The sequence below is a fragment of the Bradyrhizobium murdochi genome (assembly GCF_000472965.1).
Taxonomy (GTDB): domain Bacteria; phylum Pseudomonadota; class Alphaproteobacteria; order Rhizobiales; family Xanthobacteraceae; genus Bradyrhizobium; species Bradyrhizobium murdochi.
This window is the reverse complement of sequence record NZ_AXAU01000025.1, coordinates 72,583-89,108: the sequence shown is the minus strand read 5'-3', so window position 1 is coordinate 89,108 and position 16,526 is coordinate 72,583. Positions and strand designations below refer to the sequence as shown.

16 protein-coding genes are annotated in these 16,526 nt (G+C 63.1%); 8 read left to right on the top strand and 8 right to left on the bottom strand.

The features are described from left to right. Positions 1–277: 277 nt before the first annotated feature. The 4 genes from YUO_RS0132350 to YUO_RS46695 all read right to left on the bottom strand — a co-directional run bounded on the left by YUO_RS0132350 (position 278) and on the right by YUO_RS46695 (position 3,728). Positions 278–1,552, bottom strand: coding sequence for an acyl-CoA dehydrogenase family protein (locus tag YUO_RS0132350; protein ID WP_028350958.1), 1,275 nt, complete (start codon positions 1,550–1,552; stop codon positions 278–280). Positions 1,553–1,730: 178 nt separating this feature from the next. Further along, positions 1,731–3,065 (bottom strand): amidohydrolase, encoded by a 1,335-nt coding sequence (locus YUO_RS0132345; protein ID WP_028350957.1) that lies wholly within the window; start codon positions 3,063–3,065, stop codon positions 1,731–1,733. Positions 3,066–3,178: 113 nt separating this feature from the next. Beyond that, entirely contained in the window at positions 3,179–3,559 is a 381-nt protein-coding gene (locus YUO_RS0132340; protein ID WP_028350956.1) for a VOC family protein, read from the bottom strand. A gap of 4 nt (positions 3,560–3,563) precedes the next feature. Beyond that, complete coding sequence (locus YUO_RS46695) at positions 3,564–3,728, bottom strand: hypothetical protein (RefSeq protein WP_156908861.1); 165 nt, start codon at positions 3,726–3,728, stop codon at positions 3,564–3,566. Between the two features lie 163 nt (positions 3,729–3,891). Between YUO_RS46695 and htpX the strand changes: the two genes are divergently transcribed. Continuing rightward, positions 3,892–4,827, top strand: a complete 936-nt coding sequence (gene htpX / locus YUO_RS0132335) for a zinc metalloprotease HtpX (protein ID WP_028350955.1) — start codon at positions 3,892–3,894, stop codon at positions 4,825–4,827. A gap of 218 nt (positions 4,828–5,045) precedes the next feature. On the opposite strand, the gene YUO_RS0132330 is transcribed toward htpX, so the two are convergent. Next, positions 5,046–5,825, bottom strand: coding sequence for an SDR family NAD(P)-dependent oxidoreductase (locus YUO_RS0132330; protein WP_028350954.1), 780 nt, complete (start codon positions 5,823–5,825; stop codon positions 5,046–5,048). A 164-nt stretch (positions 5,826–5,989) separates the two neighbouring features. Between YUO_RS0132330 and YUO_RS0132325 the strand changes: the two genes are divergently transcribed. Genes YUO_RS0132325 through YUO_RS0132315 form a run of 3 tightly spaced genes read left to right on the top strand, consistent with a single transcriptional unit; the run spans position 5,990 to position 8,146 of the window. Continuing rightward, positions 5,990–6,781 carry an enoyl-CoA hydratase/isomerase gene (locus tag YUO_RS0132325; protein ID WP_028350953.1) on the top strand — a complete coding sequence of 264 codons (792 nt, stop codon included), beginning with the start codon at positions 5,990–5,992 and terminating at the stop codon, positions 6,779–6,781. Further along, positions 6,778–7,764, top strand: coding sequence for a phosphotransferase family protein (locus tag YUO_RS0132320; protein ID WP_028350952.1), 987 nt, complete (start codon positions 6,778–6,780; stop codon positions 7,762–7,764). The genes YUO_RS0132325 and YUO_RS0132320 overlap by 4 nt, the downstream gene beginning before the upstream one ends. Position 7,765: 1 nt before the next feature. Then, a complete protein-coding gene (locus YUO_RS0132315; RefSeq protein WP_028350951.1) occupies positions 7,766–8,146 on the top strand; it encodes a DUF6285 domain-containing protein in 381 nt (126 codons plus the stop codon). Between the two features lie 140 nt (positions 8,147–8,286). Here the strand turns inward: YUO_RS0132315 and YUO_RS0132310 are convergent, their stop codons facing one another. Continuing rightward, positions 8,287–9,066 carry an enoyl-CoA hydratase-related protein gene (locus YUO_RS0132310; protein ID WP_028350950.1) on the bottom strand — a complete coding sequence of 260 codons (780 nt, stop codon included), beginning with the start codon at positions 9,064–9,066 and terminating at the stop codon, positions 8,287–8,289. 221 nt (positions 9,067–9,287) lie between these two features. Between YUO_RS0132310 and YUO_RS0132305 the strand changes: the two genes are divergently transcribed. Both YUO_RS0132305 and YUO_RS0132300 read left to right on the top strand, forming a co-directional pair. Continuing rightward, positions 9,288–10,562 carry an acyl-CoA dehydrogenase family protein gene (locus YUO_RS0132305; RefSeq protein WP_028350949.1) on the top strand — a complete coding sequence of 425 codons (1,275 nt, stop codon included), beginning with the start codon at positions 9,288–9,290 and terminating at the stop codon, positions 10,560–10,562. A 23-nt stretch (positions 10,563–10,585) separates the two neighbouring features. Then, positions 10,586–11,056 carry a GFA family protein gene (locus YUO_RS0132300; protein ID WP_035728129.1) on the top strand — a complete coding sequence of 157 codons (471 nt, stop codon included), beginning with the start codon at positions 10,586–10,588 and terminating at the stop codon, positions 11,054–11,056. 155 nt (positions 11,057–11,211) lie between these two features. Here the strand turns inward: YUO_RS0132300 and YUO_RS0132295 are convergent, their stop codons facing one another. Both YUO_RS0132295 and YUO_RS0132290 read right to left on the bottom strand, forming a co-directional pair. Next, a complete protein-coding gene (locus YUO_RS0132295) occupies positions 11,212–12,792 on the bottom strand; it encodes a fatty acid--CoA ligase (RefSeq protein ID WP_028350947.1) in 1,581 nt (526 codons plus the stop codon). A gap of 195 nt (positions 12,793–12,987) precedes the next feature. Further along, a complete protein-coding gene (locus YUO_RS0132290; protein WP_028350946.1) occupies positions 12,988–13,860 on the bottom strand; it encodes an SDR family oxidoreductase in 873 nt (290 codons plus the stop codon). Between the two features lie 91 nt (positions 13,861–13,951). Between YUO_RS0132290 and YUO_RS0132285 the strand changes: the two genes are divergently transcribed. Together YUO_RS0132285 and YUO_RS0132280 are read left to right on the top strand one after the other, a co-directional pair. Continuing rightward, positions 13,952–14,767, top strand: coding sequence for a crotonase/enoyl-CoA hydratase family protein (locus YUO_RS0132285; protein ID WP_028350945.1), 816 nt, complete (start codon positions 13,952–13,954; stop codon positions 14,765–14,767). 144 nt (positions 14,768–14,911) lie between these two features. Continuing rightward, positions 14,912–16,456, top strand: a complete 1,545-nt coding sequence (locus tag YUO_RS0132280; RefSeq protein WP_028350944.1) for an acyl-CoA synthetase — start codon at positions 14,912–14,914, stop codon at positions 16,454–16,456. The last annotated feature ends 70 nt before the right edge of the window (positions 16,457–16,526 follow it).

Genomic DNA, 16,526 nt, shown 5'->3' with positions numbered 1-16,526 from the left:
CCTCCAGCCGCCGCCACACTTACCGCGAGCCCATCGACCGTCTGACCTTCCGTTTCTTGGTTCGACCGGAGCACCGTTTCTTCGTCCCGACCTGCCGTTCCGACGACGTCGCGCGCAGCCGCCCTCAAGGATGGCCGTCGCTCCAGTCCCGCTCAAAACCTCCGCCGCCGCCAGGCCACGCCTTGACGGCGGCGAGCACGGCGTCATGCTCGCACGGCAATCGGACGATCCGATCGCGCACAATCAATCGATCTAATGGTTGCTACGACAGCTCAGGTTACGGCATGCTCAGTTCATGCCTTCCGACCACCATCCAATGCACCTCGTCCGGACCGTCGGCGAAGCGGAGGTGACGGACGTCCTGGTACATCTCGCCGAGCGGGCTCCACTGCGAAATGCCGGTCGCGCCGTGCATCTGGATCGCCTGGTCGATGATCTTGCAGGTGCGCTCCGGCACCATGGCCTTGACCATGCTGACCCAGATCCGCGCTTCCTTGTTGCCGAGCACGTCCATCGCTTTCGCCGCTTTCAGCACCATCAGGCGCATCGCCTCGATCTCGCAGCGCGCCTGGGCGATGATCTGCAAGTTTCCGCCGAGATGGGCGATCTTCTTGCCGAAGGCTTCGCGGGTGAGCCCGCGCGACACCATCAGGTCGAGCGCCTTTTCCGCCTTGCCGATGGTGCGCATGCAGTGATGGATGCGGCCCGGTCCCAAGCGAACTTGCGAGATTTCAAAGCCGCGGCCTTCGCCGAGCAAAATGTTCTCCTTCGGCACCCGGCAATTATTGAAGCGCAGATGCATGTGACCGCGCGGCGCGTGGTCGTGACCGAACACGTGCATCGGGCCCAAAATCTCGACACCGGGCGTGTCGATCGGCACCAAAATCTGCGACTGCTGCTTGCTCGGCGGCGCATCGGGATTGGTCTTCACCATCACGATCATGATCTTGCAGCGCGGATCGCCGGCGCCGGAGATGTAATACTTCTCGCCGTTGATCACCCATTCGTCGCCGACGAGTTTTGCCGTGGTGGAAATATTCTTGGCGTCGGAGGAGGCAACGTTGGGTTCGGTCATCGCGTAGGCCGAGCGGATTTCGCCTGCCAGCAGCGGCTTCAGCCACTTCTCCTTCTGCTCCTTGGTGCCGACGCGCTCCAGCACTTCCATGTTGCCGGTGTCGGGCGCCGAGCAGTTCATGGTCTCCGACGCCAGCGGATTCTTCGCCAGCTCGACCGCGATATAGGCATAGTCGAGATTCTTCAGGCCTTCGCCGGTCTCGGCATCAGGCAAAAAGAAATTCCACAGGCCTTCTTCCTTGGCCTTGTCCTTGGCCTTCTGCAGCACCGCCAGTTGCTCCGGCGTAAAGCTCCAGCGGTCCTTCTTGCCCTCGCCGAGGCGCATGAACTCGACCGACATCGGATCGACGGTCTCGCGGATGAATTTTTTGACGTGCTCGTACAGCGGACGAACCTCGTCCGACATGCGCAAATCGTTAAGTTCTTCGCCTGGGTTGAGATTGTAGGTCGTCGTCCGCGGGATGTAGGCGTGTTTCATGGATTGTTCCTCCCATTTGCGCAGACCATTCATCTGCGGGCGCGCACTCGGCTCGTTGGCCGGCAATGTAGACGGGCGGGCAGGGCTTGTACAAGCGCGCCTGGTCGAGGCGATTTTCCGCCGCATGGCAAGCGGGGTCGGTGTGTCACGATATTGGCGAATTACGTTTCCGCCTCGCTCATTTGCGCCGGGCCTTCTGATCGAACGCGCCGAGCACCGCGAGCGTCATCGCGGTGACGCCGGTTTCGATGGTCGGTTTCGGCACCGGCGCAAACAGCGGCGAATGATTGGACGGTATCGGTGGCCCGCCGTCGCGTGCTGCGTCGATACGTTCCTGGTCATAGACGCCGATGTTGAACATCATCGATGGCACGCCTGCACCCGCGAATTCGGAGAAATCCTCGCTTGCGGTCGTCGGCGGCGAAAGCTTGAACTTATCTCCGAATGCCGCCTTCAGCACGTCAGCGGTGGCCGCGACCACATCCGGATCGTTCATGACGGGCTTGGTGCCCTCGACGATCCTGATGTCGGGAGCGGGCGCATCCGACATCGCCGCGGCCGCCTTTGCCGTCCGTTCGATCCCGGCATGTAGTTTGGCGCGAACCTCGGGCTTGTAGGAGCGAATGGTGCCGGAGAGCCGCACCGAGTCGGGGATGATATTTGGAGCGGTGCCACCGTGAATGGCGCCAATGCTCACGACACCGAATTCGGTCGGGTTTTTTTCGCGGCTGATCACGCTTTGCACTTCGACAATGAAGCGCGCCGCTATCCCCACGGGGTCGACGGTCGTGTGCGGCGCCGAGCCGTGACCGCCGCGGCCGTGGAATGTTATGTCGAGGCCGTCGGCGGCGGACGAGCCGACCCCGGAACGATAGAAGCCCGTGCCATGAGAGAACGGGCCCGCATGCAGGCCAAACGCGGCGTCAGGCTTGGGGAAGCGCGTGAACAGGCCGTCCGCAATCATGGCGCGGGCGCCGGCCACGATCTCTTCCGCCGGCTGGGCGATGAACATCAGCGTGCCGCGCCATTGCTCCTTCAGGCCAAGCAGCGTCTTCGCCGTTCCAACCCAGCTTGCCATGTGGATGTCATGGCCGCAGCTATGGGCGACGAACACCTCCCGCCCCATCCAGTTGGTCTTGGCGCGGCTCGCATAGTCGAGGCCGGTCTTCTCCTCCATCGGCAGGGCGTCGAGCTCGGTGCGCACCATGATGGTGGGTCCGTCGCCATTTTTGTAGATGGCGACCAATCCGGTCTTGCCGACATTCTCGGTGACCTCGAAGCCGAGCGCGCGCATTTCGGCGGCAAGCCTGGCGGCGGTCTTCACTTCCTGAAACGCAAGCTCAGGATGGGCGTGGATTTCCTTGTAGAGCGCATCAAGCTTTGGATAGTCGCTCGCAAGCGAAGTCTCGATCGCCTTCTTCAGGCTGGAGACATCGAGCTCTGCGTAGGCTGGCAGCAGGCTGGCCGCAAACAGTGCGGCGGACGCCGCGAGGGATCTGACAAATCGACTCATGGCGTGCCCCCCTGATTGTGTTGCGGCGTCTAGGGTGGGCTAGCCGAAGGCGTAACCCACCGATCCGCAAAGAAAGATGGTGGGTTACGGCTTCGCCTAACCCACCCTACGATCTACGCCGGCAGCCGGTGCATCGCGCAGATCTTATTGCCGTCGAGATCGCGCAAATAAGCGAGATAGAGTTTGCCTGTGCTACCCTCGCGGATGCCCGGCGGATTTTCGCAGGTCGTTCCGCCATTGGCAATGCCGGCCGCGTGCCAGGCGTCGGCCTGTTCGGGCGAGTCGGCCGCAAAGCCGATGGTGCCGCCATTGGCGGGCGTCGCGGGCTGGCCGTTGATCGGCTTGGTCACCGAGAATATTCCGGTCTTGGTGATGTAGAAAATGCGGTGGCCGTCGACCCGCGCCGGCCGCACACCGAGCGTGCCGAGCAATGCGTCATAGAACGCCTTGGCCTTGTCGAGGTCGTTGGTGCCGATCATCACATGCGAAAACATTTCTTCAATTTCCTCCCAGTTTTTTCCGGACGAACATTTTTCCGAACAAACGCAAATTGCTTGCCACTTCGCTTTCCCGGCCCGCCTCATCACGCTGCTCGTTGCCCGGCAATGTAGACGGCGGCGCGGGCGTTCCACAAGCAGCCTCGTCCGGCAGCCGCAAAGCCACGCGATCCCACCGGATTACGGATCGTTAATCCGGCTGGCGCGTTGGTTCCTGTCGCCAAACGCGGCGCCTCGACGCACCCCGGCATCTTGAAGCGGTCTTGGGTGAGTTCCTACCTCTGGGATGCCTGCCACGGCGTCCAGCCGCGGGCGGCAAGGAGACCACAATGAGCTATTTTAAGACTGCCATTCTGTTGGCCGGTCTGACCGGCCTCTTCATGGGCGTCGGCTATCTGATCGGCGGCGCCACCGGTGCCACGATCGCGCTCGTGATCGCGGCTGCGACCAATATTTTCGCCTACTGGAATTCGGACCGCATGGTGCTGTCGATGTACGGCGCCCATGAGGTCGACCAGCGCACGGCGCCCGATCTCTTCAATCTCGTGGCTGAACTCGCCGGCCGCGCCGGCCTGCCGATGCCGCGCGTGTTCCTGATGGACGAGCCGCAGCCCAACGCCTTCGCCACTGGCCGCAATCCGCAGAACGCGGCGGTCGCCGTGACCACGGGTCTGGTGCAGTCGGTCAGCCGCGAAGAACTCGCCGGCGTGATCGCGCACGAGCTGGCGCACATCAAAAATCACGATACGCTGCTGATGACCATCACCGCGACCATTGCCGGTGCGGTCTCGATGCTGGCGCAGTTCGGTATGTTCTTTGGCGGCAACCGCGACAGCGGTCCCGGCATCATCGGATCGATCGCCATGATGATCCTGGCCCCGCTCGGCGCCATGCTGGTGCAGATGGCGATCAGCCGGACGCGCGAATACGCCGCCGACGATCTCGGCGCGCGCATTTGCGGTCAGCCGATGTGGCTTGCGTCCGCTCTGGCCAAGATCGCCAACGCCGCGCATGTCGTGCCGAATGTCGAAGCCGAGCGCAATCCGGCGACCGCGCACATGTTCATCATCAACCCGTTGTCGGGTCAGGGCATGGACAATCTGTTCACGACGCACCCCTCGACCGAGAACCGCATCGCCGCGTTGCAGCAGCTCGCGGCGGAGCTTGGCGCGCAGGGCGGCACCTTCTCCGCCAACGCGCGCGCCAACTATCCGGGCCGCGGCCCATGGGGCCGGACTTCTACGTCGCGCGGCCCGTGGGGATAGACTGACCATAGGGTGGGCAAAGGCGCGCATGCGCCGTGCCCACCATCTCTCGTCGAGCGCGCTTCTCTGATGCGCGTCGTCCCTGCGAACGCAGGGATCCATAACCACCAGCCTACATTGTTGAAACGCAGCCGTCGCCCCGAGTGCCCATTTCGCCGGCCGCGGAGTATGGGTCCCTGCGTTCGCAGGGACGACAGCAGTTACGCCCACAGCCATCCTCAAAACGCCGTGTACCCACCATCGATCACAAAGCAATCCGCCGTATGATACGACGATGCCTGGCTCATGATGTACACCGCGATGCCACCGAAATCGGCCGGTTCGCCGAAGCGGCGCACCGGAATGCGCGGCATCACGTTGGCGACGAATTTGTCGTTGGCCATCAGCCCCGAAGTCATGTCGCTCTTGATCCAGCCGGGCAGGATCGCGTTCGCGGTGACGCCGTAGCGCGCCAACTCGACCGCGAGCGCGCGGCACAGCGCGTTCAGCGCCGCCTTGGTGCCGGCGTAGTGCTCGTTGCGCGCGGTGCCGAACAAGGACGCCAGGCTCGAGGTCGCAACCAGACGGCCGAATTTGTCGCCGGCTTCCGCACGTTCGGTCATGTGGCGGGCGGCGGCCTGAAACACGTGGAAGACGCCGTCGAGATTGGTGGCGAACATTTTTCGCCATTCCTCCTCGGTGCGGTCGATGAATGCGCGCCGTCCGCCGCCGCCGATACCGGCATTGGCAAAGCAGCCGTCGACGCGGCCGAACGTGTCGAGCGTCGCCTGCATGGCGGCCTTGACGGAGGCGGGATCGGTGACGTCGCAAATTTGCGCCGCGACCTTGCCCGGTCCAGCCGCCATGGACGCCGTGGCGATCGCGTTCTTCTCGCCATTGCGGCCCCAGATCGAGACGTTGCAGCCTTGCGCGTTCAGCGCCTGCGCAATGCCAAGGCCGATGCCGCCATTGCCTCCGGTGATGACGGCCGTGCGGCCGGTGAGGTCAAAGATGCTCATTGGACGTTTCCATTTTGTTGGGCAACAGAGTTGCGCCCTGCGGCGGGCAGATGTTCTGGTGCAAGCATGGACAACGTCGCCGGGAAAATCAAATATGCGGGTCGAGATATCAGGTCCCGTCTTCCGCGCAGCGAAATAGCGCGTAAACACAAGTTGAGGAAACAATGCAGTTCAAGCACGTCACGCTCGATTTCGATGGCGCGGTCGCGGTTCTCAAGCTCGACCATCAGGAGGTCATGAACGCGGTCTCGATGGACATGCTGGGCGGGCTCGGCGAGGCGCTCGATGCGATCGAGGAGAAGCGAGAGGAGGTGCGCTGCCTCGTGCTGACCGGCGCCGGACGGGCCTTCTGCACCGGCGCCAACCTGCAGGGCCGTAACAACCAGAAGCCCGGCAAGAGCAATGCCGGTCAATCGCTGGAAATCGGCTTTCACCCGTTCCTGCGGCGGCTGCGCCGGCTGCATTGCCCGATCGTCACGGCCGTCAACGGTGCCGCCGCGGGCGCCGGGATGAGCTTTGCTTTGATGGGCGACATGATCCTCTGCGCTCGCTCGTCCTATTTCCTGCAGGCGTTCCGCCGCATCGGCCTGGTGCCGGACTGCGGCTCGACCTGGCTGCTGCCGCGCATGATCGGCAAGGCGCGCTCGGTGGAATTGTCGCTGATGGGCGAACGGTTGCCGGCAGAGAAGGCGCTGGAATGGGGCCTCGTCAACCGCGTCTATGACGATGCCGTGTTGATGGAGGAGGCGATGAAGCTCGCGCATGAGCTCGCCAATGGCCCGACGATCGCGCTGTCGCTGATCCGAAAGCTCTACTGGGACAGCCCGGAAAATTCCTTCGAGGAGCAGCTCAATCTCGAATTCGAATCGCAACGCATCGCCGGCGCGGCTGATGATTTCAAGGAAGGTGTTGCTGCCTTCCTCGAAAAGCGCCCCGCCAAGTTCAGGGGCAAATGATCGAGGAGCAACTCGGGCGCTGCGTCGTCTCCTGGTATCCGGGGGCGACCGGCGTGAGTGGGGCTGCAAAACTTTCCGGCGGCGCCAGCCAGGAGACCTGGACGTTCGACATCGTGCATCCGAGCGGCAATGTCGGCGCTATCCTGCGCCGCGCGCCGCCGGGCTATGGCGCATCGCCTGGGCGGGCCGCCGGCCTCGATGCCGAGGCAACGCTGATGCAATTGGCGCATGACGCCGGCCTGCCGTCGCCGCGCGTGATGCATGTGCTGAAGCCGGAGGACGAACTCGGCCGCGGCTTCATCATGCAACGCATCGAGGGCGAGACCATCGCGCGGAAGATTCTGCGCGATGAGCAATTCGCCAAGGCGCGGCCGATCCTGGCGCGGCAGTTGGGCGGCGTGATCGCTGGCATTCACGGCTTAGCCCCAGCGAAACTGCCGAAGTTGCGCGAGATGAGCGCGACCAAGGAGATCGCCGATCTCGAGCGGGAATACCGCAGCTTCAACTGGCCGCGGCCGGTGTTCGAACTCGCCCTGCGCTGGCTGCGTGAGCGCGATCCCGGGCCGTCGAAAGAGGTAACGCTGGTGCATGGCGATTTCCGCCACGGCAACCTGATCATCGGCCCCGACGGCGTCCGTGCGGTGCTGGACTGGGAGCTCGCGCATGTCGGCGATCCGATGGAAGACTTGGGGTGGATCTGCGTCAACTCCTGGCGCTTCGGCGAGATCGACAAGCCGGTCGGAGGTTTTGGGACGCGGGAGGAATTGTTCGCCGGATACGAGGAAGCCGGCCGCAAGGTCGATCCTGATCGCGTGATGTTCTGGGAAGTGATGGGCACGCTGCGCTGGGGCATCATGTGCTGCGGCATGATGCAGCGTTTCCGGCAAGGCCTCGACCATTCGATGGAACGCGCCATGATTGGCCGGCGTTCCTCGGAGACCGAGATTGATCTGTTGCGGCTACTCGCTCCGCGGGGAAAGTAACATGCAGGACGAACCAACCCCCACCGAACTGATCAAGGCGGTCGCGGATTTCCTCCGCAACGAGATCGCGCCTGCCATCAAGGGCCACAACGCCTTCAAGCTCCGGGTCGGCATGAACGCGCTCGACCTGGTGACGCGGCAACTGGCGCTGGAGCAGGGCAGCGACGCCGCCGAAGTCGCGCGGCTGAAGCAGTTGCTCGGCATGGATGGCGCGTTGATCGAGTTGAATCGTGCGCTGTGTGAGAAGATCGCCAGAGGCGAAGTCGATCTGCAGACGGCAGGGCTAGCAGAACATCTCTGGCAGACCACGATGGACAAGCTCGCCGTCGACCAGCCGAACTATGCGTCGTACAAGAGGGAGTTGGGGCGCAAGGGTAGCTAGTTCTGCGTCGTCCCTGCGAACGCAGGGACCCATAACCACAGGCGTTCGTGATGACGAAAGGTCGCTGCCACCGCCCCGCCAAGAGAGATCACGCGGGATGGGTCCCTGCTTTCGCAGGGACGACGATGGCGAGTCAATTGCTACCGCCCCAGCCATTTCGGCGGACGCTTTTCCGCAAACGCCTTCGGTCCCTCGATGTAATCCTGCGAGGCCGCCATCGCCTTCACGGCCGGGTATTCGCGCTGCTCGGCGATCGCCTGTTCCAGCGACACTTCGAGGCCGCGCTGGATCGCCTGCTTGGAGGCACGGATCGACATCGGCGAGTTCTTGCAGATCGTCTCCGCCCAGCGCTCCGCCGCGGCGAGTGCTTCACCGGCGGGAACCACCTCGTTGACGAAGCCGAGTTCGAGGCCTTCCTTAGCAGAGACGTGGCGCGCGGTGAGGATCATGCCCATGGCGCGCTTCAGCCCGATCTGTCGCGGCAGCCGGTGCACGCCGCCGGCAAGCGCGGCGAGGCCGACGCGCGGCTCGGGCAGCGCGAAGGTGGCATTCTCCGAGGCGATGATCAGGTCGCAGGCCAGCGCGATCTCGAAACCGCCGCCCATCGCGACGCCGTTGACGGCGGCGATGATCGGCTTGTCGCAGTCAAAGCGCGAGGTGAGACCGGCGAAGCCGCCCTTGTCCCAGCCGCGTTTTCCGCCGGCCGCCTGCCATTTCAAATCGTTGCCGGCGCAGAACGCCTTGTCGCCCGCGCCGGTGACGATCGCCACCCATTGCGCAGGGTCCGCGGAGAAATCGTCGAACACCTTGTTGAGCTCGAAATGTGCGTCGATATGCAGCGCATTGTACACTTCCGGCCGCGACAGCGTGATGATCGTGATCGGCCCCTTGCGTGTCACCTTGGAGAATTTCAGGTCCATGTTTGCTCCCGTTTGGATTTTCTGCGGCGAAGAATATTGGCTGCGATCATAGCGCTGCCCGGCCGTCCGAAACCATCCAATTACGCAAGGCCCCCGCGCGTGCCAGGGCCTGCTCCGTTGCTTGACTTGGGCCTGGTCTTCTCACTCTATTCCGTTCGAGCAGGAGCGCTACGCAGCGCCTAAACGCAAATCAAAAACAAACGATATTCCGGGAGACCGCCTTGGATTTCAACCTGCCTGCCGACCTCACGGCCTATCTCGACGAACTCGATCGCTTCATCGCGCGCGAGATCAAGCCGCTGGAGGAAGCCGACGACAACATCCGCTTCTTCGATCACCGTCGCGAATGGGCGCGTACCGATTTCGAAAACGGCGGCCTGCCGCGGCCCAAATGGGAAGCGCTGCTGCGCAAGGCCAAGAACCTCGCCGACGCCGCCGGCCATTTGCGCTTCGCGATCCCGAAGCGCTATGGCGGCAAGGACGGTTCCAACCTCTGGATGGCCGTCATCCGCGAGCATTTCGCCTCAAAGGGCCTTGGCCTGCACAATGATCTGCAGAACGAGCATTCGATCGTCGGTAATCTACCGCTCGTGACCATGCTCGACCGCTACGGCACCGACGAGCAGAAGGCGATGATCGAAGGCTCGATCACCGGAAAGTATCGCATCACCTTCGGCCTCACCGAACCCGACCACGGCTCCGACGCGACGCATATGGAAACCAGGGCCGTGCAGGCGACGCGTAACAACGTCAAGGGCTGGATCATCAACGGCCAGAAGATGTGGACGACCGGCATGCATGTCGCGACCCATTGTGCGCTGTTCGCCCGGACATCAGGCAATGACGGCGACGCGCGCGGCATTACCTGCTTCCTGGTGCCGGCCAAGAGCGAGGGCGTGAAGGTCGAGGAATATATGTGGACCTTCAACATGCCGACCGACCATCCGCGCGTCAGCTTCACCGATGTATTCGTGCCCGAAGACGCATTGTTCGGCGAGATCGGCCGCGGGCTGTCGCTGGCGCAATGCTTTGTACACGAGAACCGGATCCGGCAGGCGGCGAGCTCGCTGGGCGCAGCGGTCTATTGCATCAATGAGAGCGTGAAATACGCGCGCGAGCGAAAGCCGTTTGGCAAGGCGCTGGCCGAGAACCAGGCGATCCAGTGGCCCTTGGTGGAGCTGGCGACGCAGGCAGAGATGCTTAGGTTATTGATCCGCAAGACCGCCTGGGAGATGGACCAGCTCACCCAGGCCCAGGTCGAGCACACGCTCTCTGACCACGTGTCGATGTGCAACTACTGGGCAAATCGCCTGTGCTGCGAAGCTGCCGACCGCGCCATGCAGGTGCATGGCGGCATGGGCTATTCGCGCCATAAGCCGTTCGAACACATCTACCGCCACCACCGCCGCTACCGCATTACCGAGGGCAGCGAGGAAATCCAGAAGCGGAAAGTGGCGGGATTCCTGTTCGGCTATATGGGCGCGGGGAAGCGCTGAGGAGCAAAGCCAAGGAGAAGGTCATGGAAGGTGGATGTACATGCCGGCATGTCCGCTACCGCCTGAACGGCAGGCCTATGATCGTGCATGCCTGCCACTGTACCTGGTGCCAGCGCGAGACCGGTACGGTGCACGCGCTCAATGCTATGTACGAAGCCGACAGAGTCGAGCACATCGGCGCCGAGCCTGAGATCATCGATACGCCTTCAGCCAGCGGCAAGGGCCAGCGCATCGCACGCTGCCCGGTGTGCAAGGTCGCGGTCTGGAGCAACTATCCGGGCTCCGGGCCCGCGGTGCGCTTCGTCCGCGTTGGCACCATGGATGATCCGACCCAATGCCCGCCGGACGTTCACATCTTCACCTCCACCAAGCAGCCCTGGGTAACGCTGCCGCCGCGCGCAAAGGCGTTTGCCGAATTCTACGATGTCAACGAGGTCTGGTCGGACGAAGCCAAGGAGCGCCGGCGGGCGTTGCGGGAGCGGGCGAGGAAGTAGGGTGGGCAAAGGCGCACTTGCGCCGTGCCCACCATCTATCCAACTCACAACGACAGATGGTGGGCACGCTTCGCTTTGCCCACCCTACGAAGCTATCCAGATCATGACAGCGGATGGTGGGCACGCTGCGCTTTGCCCACCCTACGAGAGCGAGGTCAATTCACCTGCCGATCCTTGCCCGCCCAATGCGGTTCGCGCAAACTTCGCCGCAAGATTTTCCCCGACGGATTGCGCGGCAGCGCCTCCATGAAGTCGACCGATTTCGGCGTCTTGAATCCCGCGATACGCTCGCGCGTAAAATTGATGATGTCGGTGGCCTTCACCTGCTTGCCCGGCTTCATCACCACGATCGCCTTCACCGCTTCGCCCCATTTGTCGTCGGGGATGCCGATGACAGCGGCTTCGGCGACATCAGGATGATCGCAGATCGCGCTCTCGACTTCGGCCGGGTAGATGTTCTCGCCGCCGGAGATGATCATGTCCTTGATGCGGTCGTGGATGTAGAGGTAGCCGTCCTCGTCCATGTAGCCGGCATCGCCGGTGCGCAGCCAGCCGTCGCTGCCGAGCGTCCTGGCGGTCGCCTCCGGCAGGTTCCAGTAGCCCACCATGTTCGAGCCGGAGCGGGTCGCGATCTCGCCGACCTGGCGCGGCGGCAATCGGTTGCCGTCGGGATCGAGTATCGCAAGCTCGATGCCGGGCAGCGCCTTGCCGGCGGAGCGCATGCGCTCCAGCCCCTCGACATGATCCTCGGGCGGAAGGGCTACGATGGTGCCAGTCGTCTCGGTCATCCCATACAACTGCACGAAGCCGCACCTGAACACCTCGATGCACTCTTTGAGCAACGCAGCGGGAATCGGCGAGGCGCCGTAGAGCATGTATTTCAGCCGCGAAAAATCCACCTGCCGCGCCCGCGGTTGTCGTACCACGAACTGCATCGCGGCCGGTACCATGAACAGTTTTGTAATGCCGGACTGCTCGAAGAAGTCCAGCACCTTGGTCGGGTCGAACTCTCGGGCGATCACGCCCTTGGCGCCGTGATACAGCCCCATCACGCCCCAGCCGGAGCCGCCGATGTGGAAGACCGGCATCGCTACCAGCGAGACGTCATTGGGCGACCACATATTCCATTCGGGCTTCTCGGCTTCGCTGCCGGCGTGCACCAGATTGAGGAAGTTGGCGTGCGACAGCATCGCGCCCTTGGGCTTGCCCGTGGTGCCCGAGGTATAGAGCTGGATCGCGATATCCTTTGGGCTGATCGGCACCTTCGGATCGTCGCCGCCGGCGGCATCGCGCCAGGCCGTAAAATCCGGCCATTCCGGCGCTCCGCCCTCGGCGGTGATCACGTGGCGCACGTCGGGCAGTTGTGCCTTGATGTTGCGAACCTGCGTGATGAACTCAGGCCCCACGAACAGCACCGGCGCCTTGCAGTCTCCGACGATGAAGGCGATCTCGGGGCCGGCGAGCCGCCAGTTCACCGGCGCCATCACCACCTTGGCCTTCATGGTGCCCATCAGCAGTTCAAAATAGATGTCGCTGTTCTTGCCGAGATAGGCGATCCGCTCGCCCGGCTTGACGCCCATTGCAATCAGCGCGTTCGCAACGCGGTTGGTGTTGATGTCGAACTCGGCGAAAGTAGTTTGGCGTCCCTCGAACTCGTAGGCGATGGCGTCGCCGCGCGTTCTGGCGCGCTCGCGCACCATGTCGGCAAGGTTCGTCAGTTGCTCCGGCGCGGACATGTCTCTCCCGTATTGTGTTGTTATCGTTGCGCGGAGTTTGGCCACATCGCGCGACAAAGACAATATGCCACAGTCGTCCCTGCGAACGCAGGGACCGATACGCCGCGGCCTCTCGGTGAGACGATGGGGCTAGTTGCCTTCGTAACGACTGGCGCTGGTGGTTATGGGTCCCTGCTTTCGCAGGGACGACAAAAACTACCCCCTTGCGGCGCGGTCCTTCTCGTTCTGCGCCTTGATCGAGTCGCGCGCCTTGTTCCAGTCGTCGTCGCTCCAGTCGCGCAACTGATAGAAATTGCCGCCCATCGCGAGCGCCTGCGCGCCATCCATGGCGATGGTCTCGCCGTTGATCCAGTCGCAACCGCCGGAGATCAGGAATACCGCGAGGTTCTGCAATTCCTCCATAGTGCCGACGCGTCCCATCGGGTTCTGTGCCCTGGTGCGCGCGCCGGCCTCGTCGCCCGGCTTGATACGTTTGCTCATGCCTTCGGTCGGGATTTCGCCGGGTGCAATGGTGTTGAGGCGGATGCCGTATTTGCCCCATTCGACCGCGAGCGACATCGTCATGGCGTGGATCGCCGACTTGCTCATCGCCGACGGCACCACGTAAGGCGAGCCGTTGCGCACCCAGGTCACGGTGATCGACACCACGTTGCCGCGCTGCTTAGCGGCGATCCAGCGCCGACCGACCGCGTGCGTCACGTAGAAAGTGCCATGCATCACGATATTGGCGATCGCGTCAAAGCCGCGCGGCGAGAGCTCTTCCGAGCGCGAGATAAAATTGCCGGCCGCATTGTTGATGAGATCGGTGAGGGGGCCCGAGGCCCAAATCTGTTCGATCATCTCGTCGACAGCCATCGCGTTGCGGATGTCGACGCCGTGGCTGACCACGCGGCCGCCATGCAGATCCATCAATTCGGTTGCGGTCTCGTCGCAGACGATCTTGCGGCGGCCGCAGATGTGGACCTCGGCTCCCAGTTGGAGAAAGCGCGCGGCCATGGATTTGCCGAGGCCGGTGCCGCCTCCGGTCACCAGAATGCGTCGCCCGGCGAGAAGCTGATCGTTGAACATCGTTTCCACCCAAGGGGATTGTCTGTTAATTGGTCGATTGACTAAAACCGGACAACACCGTTCTGTAAAGCAGCAACTGAGGAGATTTTTCATGGAGCAGCGCGTCTCGATCTCGATTTCGGACGGCATTGCCGATGTCCGGTTGGTGCGTGCCGACAAGATGAATGCGCTCGATGCCGCGATGTTTGAGGCACTGGTGGCCGCGACCGAGCGGCTGGCCAACGAAAAGGGGCTCCGGGTGGTAGTATTGTCCGGGGAGGGGCGAGCGTTTTGCGCCGGTCTCGATATGGGACGCTTTCAGGCCATGAAGGAAAGTGGCGGTAACGGGATCGCCGGCGGCGAGAAGCGCGATCTCACTGCACGCACCCATGGCATCGCGAACTTTCCGCAAGCTGCGGTCTGGGGCTGGCGCCAGCTTCCGGTGCCGGTGATTGCCGCGATCCAGGGCGTGGCGTTCGGTGGCGGCTTCCAACTCGCGCTCGGCGCCGACATGCGATTCCTCACGCCGGACGCGCGGATGTCGATCATGGAAATCAAATGGGGCCTGGTGCCCGACATGGCCGGCACGCCGATCCTCGCAAGCCTGGTTCGCGACGATATTTTACGCGAACTCACCTATACCGGCCGCATCTTCTCCGCGCAGGAAGCCATGAGTTATGGCCTCGCGACGCGGATCTGCGACGATCCGCGCGCGGCGGCTTTCGAGGTCGCACGCGAGATCGCTGGCAAAAGTCCCGACGCGATCCGTGCTGCCAAGCGTATGCTGAACAAACTTTCCGTCGATCCGGCTCCGGCGCTGCTGGCCGAATCCGTTGAGCAGCAGAAGCTGCTTGGCAGCCCCAACCAGACCGAAGCCGTGCGCGCCAATATCGAAAAGCGTGCGCCGCGGTTTGTGGATGTCGGCTAATATCAGCCCCTCATCCTGAGGAGGCGCGAAAGCGCCGTCTCGAAGGATGTAGGCGCGTCTGTGGCCTCATGGTTCGAGACGCGCGAAGACGCGCTCCTCACCATGAGCGTCATCCAAAACCCGACACCAGATCGGAAAGAGACAATGTCAGCCTCCCAACTCTTCCTCGGCATCATCAGTGGCGAGCGCCGGCGTGACCACGGCGAAGTCGCCGAGCGGACCGAGCGCATCGCCAGCGGGCTGCAAAAGCTTGGCGTCAAGCAGGGCGACAGCGTCGCCATATTGATGCGCAACGACATCGCCTTCATCGAGGTGGCTTATGCGGCGATGCGGCTCGGCGCCTATGGCGTGCCGGTCAACTGGCACTTCAAGCCGGAAGAGATCAATTATGTGCTGAAGGATTCCGGCACATCCGTGCTAATCGCGCATGCCGACATGCTGCATCAGTTGCGCGAGGCGATCCCGCAAGGCGTCACGGCGCTCAGCGTGCCGACCCCGCCGGAGATTCTCGCCAACTACAAGATCAATCCGGATCATCTGAGGACGCCGGACTTCGCGATCGATTTCGAATCCTGGCTGAACCAACACCAGCGCTATGGCGGACCGGCGGTGCCGCAGCCGCAGAACATGATCTACACCTCGGGCACGACGGGCCATCCCAAGGGCGTGCGCCGCTTTGCGCCGACGCCGGAGCAAAGTGCCAACGCCGAGCGCATGCGCGCGCTGATCTACGGCCTCAAGCCGGGGGCCCGCGCACTGCTTCCGGGGCCGCTGTATCATTCTGCGCCGAATTCGTTCGGCCTGCGCGCCGGTCGTCTCGGCGGTGCCCTGGTGATCATGCCGCGCTTCGATGCGGAAGAATTTTTGCGCGTGGTCACGACCGAGAAGATCGACACCATCTTCATGGTGCCGACCATGTTCATCCGGCTGATGAAGCTGCCGGAGGACGTGCGCAGGAAGTACGACATGTCGTCGCTGCGCCATGTCATCCATGCTGCCGCGCCGTGTCCAGCGGACGTCAAGCGTGCGATGATCGAATGGTGGGGGCCGATCATCTACGAATTCTACGGCTCGACCGAGTCCGGCGCGGTTACCTTTGCGACGTCCGAGGACGCGCTGAAGAAGCCCGGCACCGTCGGCAAGATCGCGCCGGGCGCCGAACTGCGTTTTATCGGCGACGACGGCAGGGAATTGCCGCAGGGCGAGATCGGCGAAATCTATTCGCGCATATCAGGCAATCCCGATTTCACCTACCACAACAAGCCGGAAAAGCGCGCCGAGATCGATCGCGACGGTTTCATCACCTCGGGTGACGTCGGTTATATCGACGCGGACGGCTATGTCTTCATCAGCGACCGCAAGCGCGACATGGTGATTTCAGGCGGCGTCAATATCTATCCGGCCGAGATCGAGGCTGCGCTGCATGCGCTTCCCGGCGTGCATGATTGCGCGGTGTTCGGCATTCCCGACGCCGAATTCGGCGAGGCGCTGATGGCTGTGGTGGAGCCGCAGCCGGGGGCGACGCTCGACCCGGCTTCCATCCGCAGCCAGCTCAAGGTCGCGCTGGCCGACTACAAGGTGCCAAAACACATCGAAATCCAATCCAACCTGCCGCGGGAAGATTCCGGCAAGATCTTCAAGCGCCGCCTGCGCGATACCTATTGGGAGCGGGCAGGGCGGAGGATCTAGCTGGGGGGGGGAGCAGCGCTAAGGGCTGCACCGCGTCCGGAATACTCCGGTGTGCACCGCCTCCATCTTT

What these genes read in the sequence shown, in the direction of transcription:
- YUO_RS0132325 (WP_028350953.1), top strand. Translation starts at nt 5,990, where the DNA reads ATGCAGTTCAAGCACGTCACGCTCGATTTCGATGGCGCGGTCGCGGTT.
- YUO_RS0132330 (WP_028350954.1), bottom strand. Translation starts at nt 5,825, where the DNA reads ATGAGCATCTTTGACCTCACCGGCCGCACGGCCGTCATCACCGGAGGC.
- YUO_RS0132295 (WP_028350947.1), bottom strand. Translation starts at nt 12,792, where the DNA reads ATGTCCGCGCCGGAGCAACTGACGAACCTTGCCGACATGGTGCGCGAG.
- YUO_RS0132285 (WP_028350945.1), top strand. Translation starts at nt 13,952, where the DNA reads ATGGAGCAGCGCGTCTCGATCTCGATTTCGGACGGCATTGCCGATGTC.
- YUO_RS0132290 (WP_028350946.1), bottom strand. Translation starts at nt 13,860, where the DNA reads ATGTTCAACGATCAGCTTCTCGCCGGGCGACGCATTCTGGTGACCGGA.
- YUO_RS0132320 (WP_028350952.1), top strand. Translation starts at nt 6,778, where the DNA reads ATGATCGAGGAGCAACTCGGGCGCTGCGTCGTCTCCTGGTATCCGGGG.
- YUO_RS0132300 (WP_035728129.1), top strand. Translation starts at nt 10,586, where the DNA reads ATGGAAGGTGGATGTACATGCCGGCATGTCCGCTACCGCCTGAACGGC.
- YUO_RS0132350 (WP_028350958.1), bottom strand. Translation starts at nt 1,552, where the DNA reads ATGAAACACGCCTACATCCCGCGGACGACGACCTACAATCTCAACCCA.
- YUO_RS0132280 (WP_028350944.1), top strand. Translation starts at nt 14,912, where the DNA reads ATGTCAGCCTCCCAACTCTTCCTCGGCATCATCAGTGGCGAGCGCCGG.
- YUO_RS0132340 (WP_028350956.1), bottom strand. Translation starts at nt 3,559, where the DNA reads ATGTTTTCGCATGTGATGATCGGCACCAACGACCTCGACAAGGCCAAG.
- YUO_RS0132315 (WP_028350951.1), top strand. Translation starts at nt 7,766, where the DNA reads ATGCAGGACGAACCAACCCCCACCGAACTGATCAAGGCGGTCGCGGAT.
- YUO_RS0132345 (WP_028350957.1), bottom strand. Translation starts at nt 3,065, where the DNA reads ATGAGTCGATTTGTCAGATCCCTCGCGGCGTCCGCCGCACTGTTTGCG.
- htpX (WP_028350955.1), top strand. Translation starts at nt 3,892, where the DNA reads ATGAGCTATTTTAAGACTGCCATTCTGTTGGCCGGTCTGACCGGCCTC.
- YUO_RS0132310 (WP_028350950.1), bottom strand. Translation starts at nt 9,066, where the DNA reads ATGGACCTGAAATTCTCCAAGGTGACACGCAAGGGGCCGATCACGATC.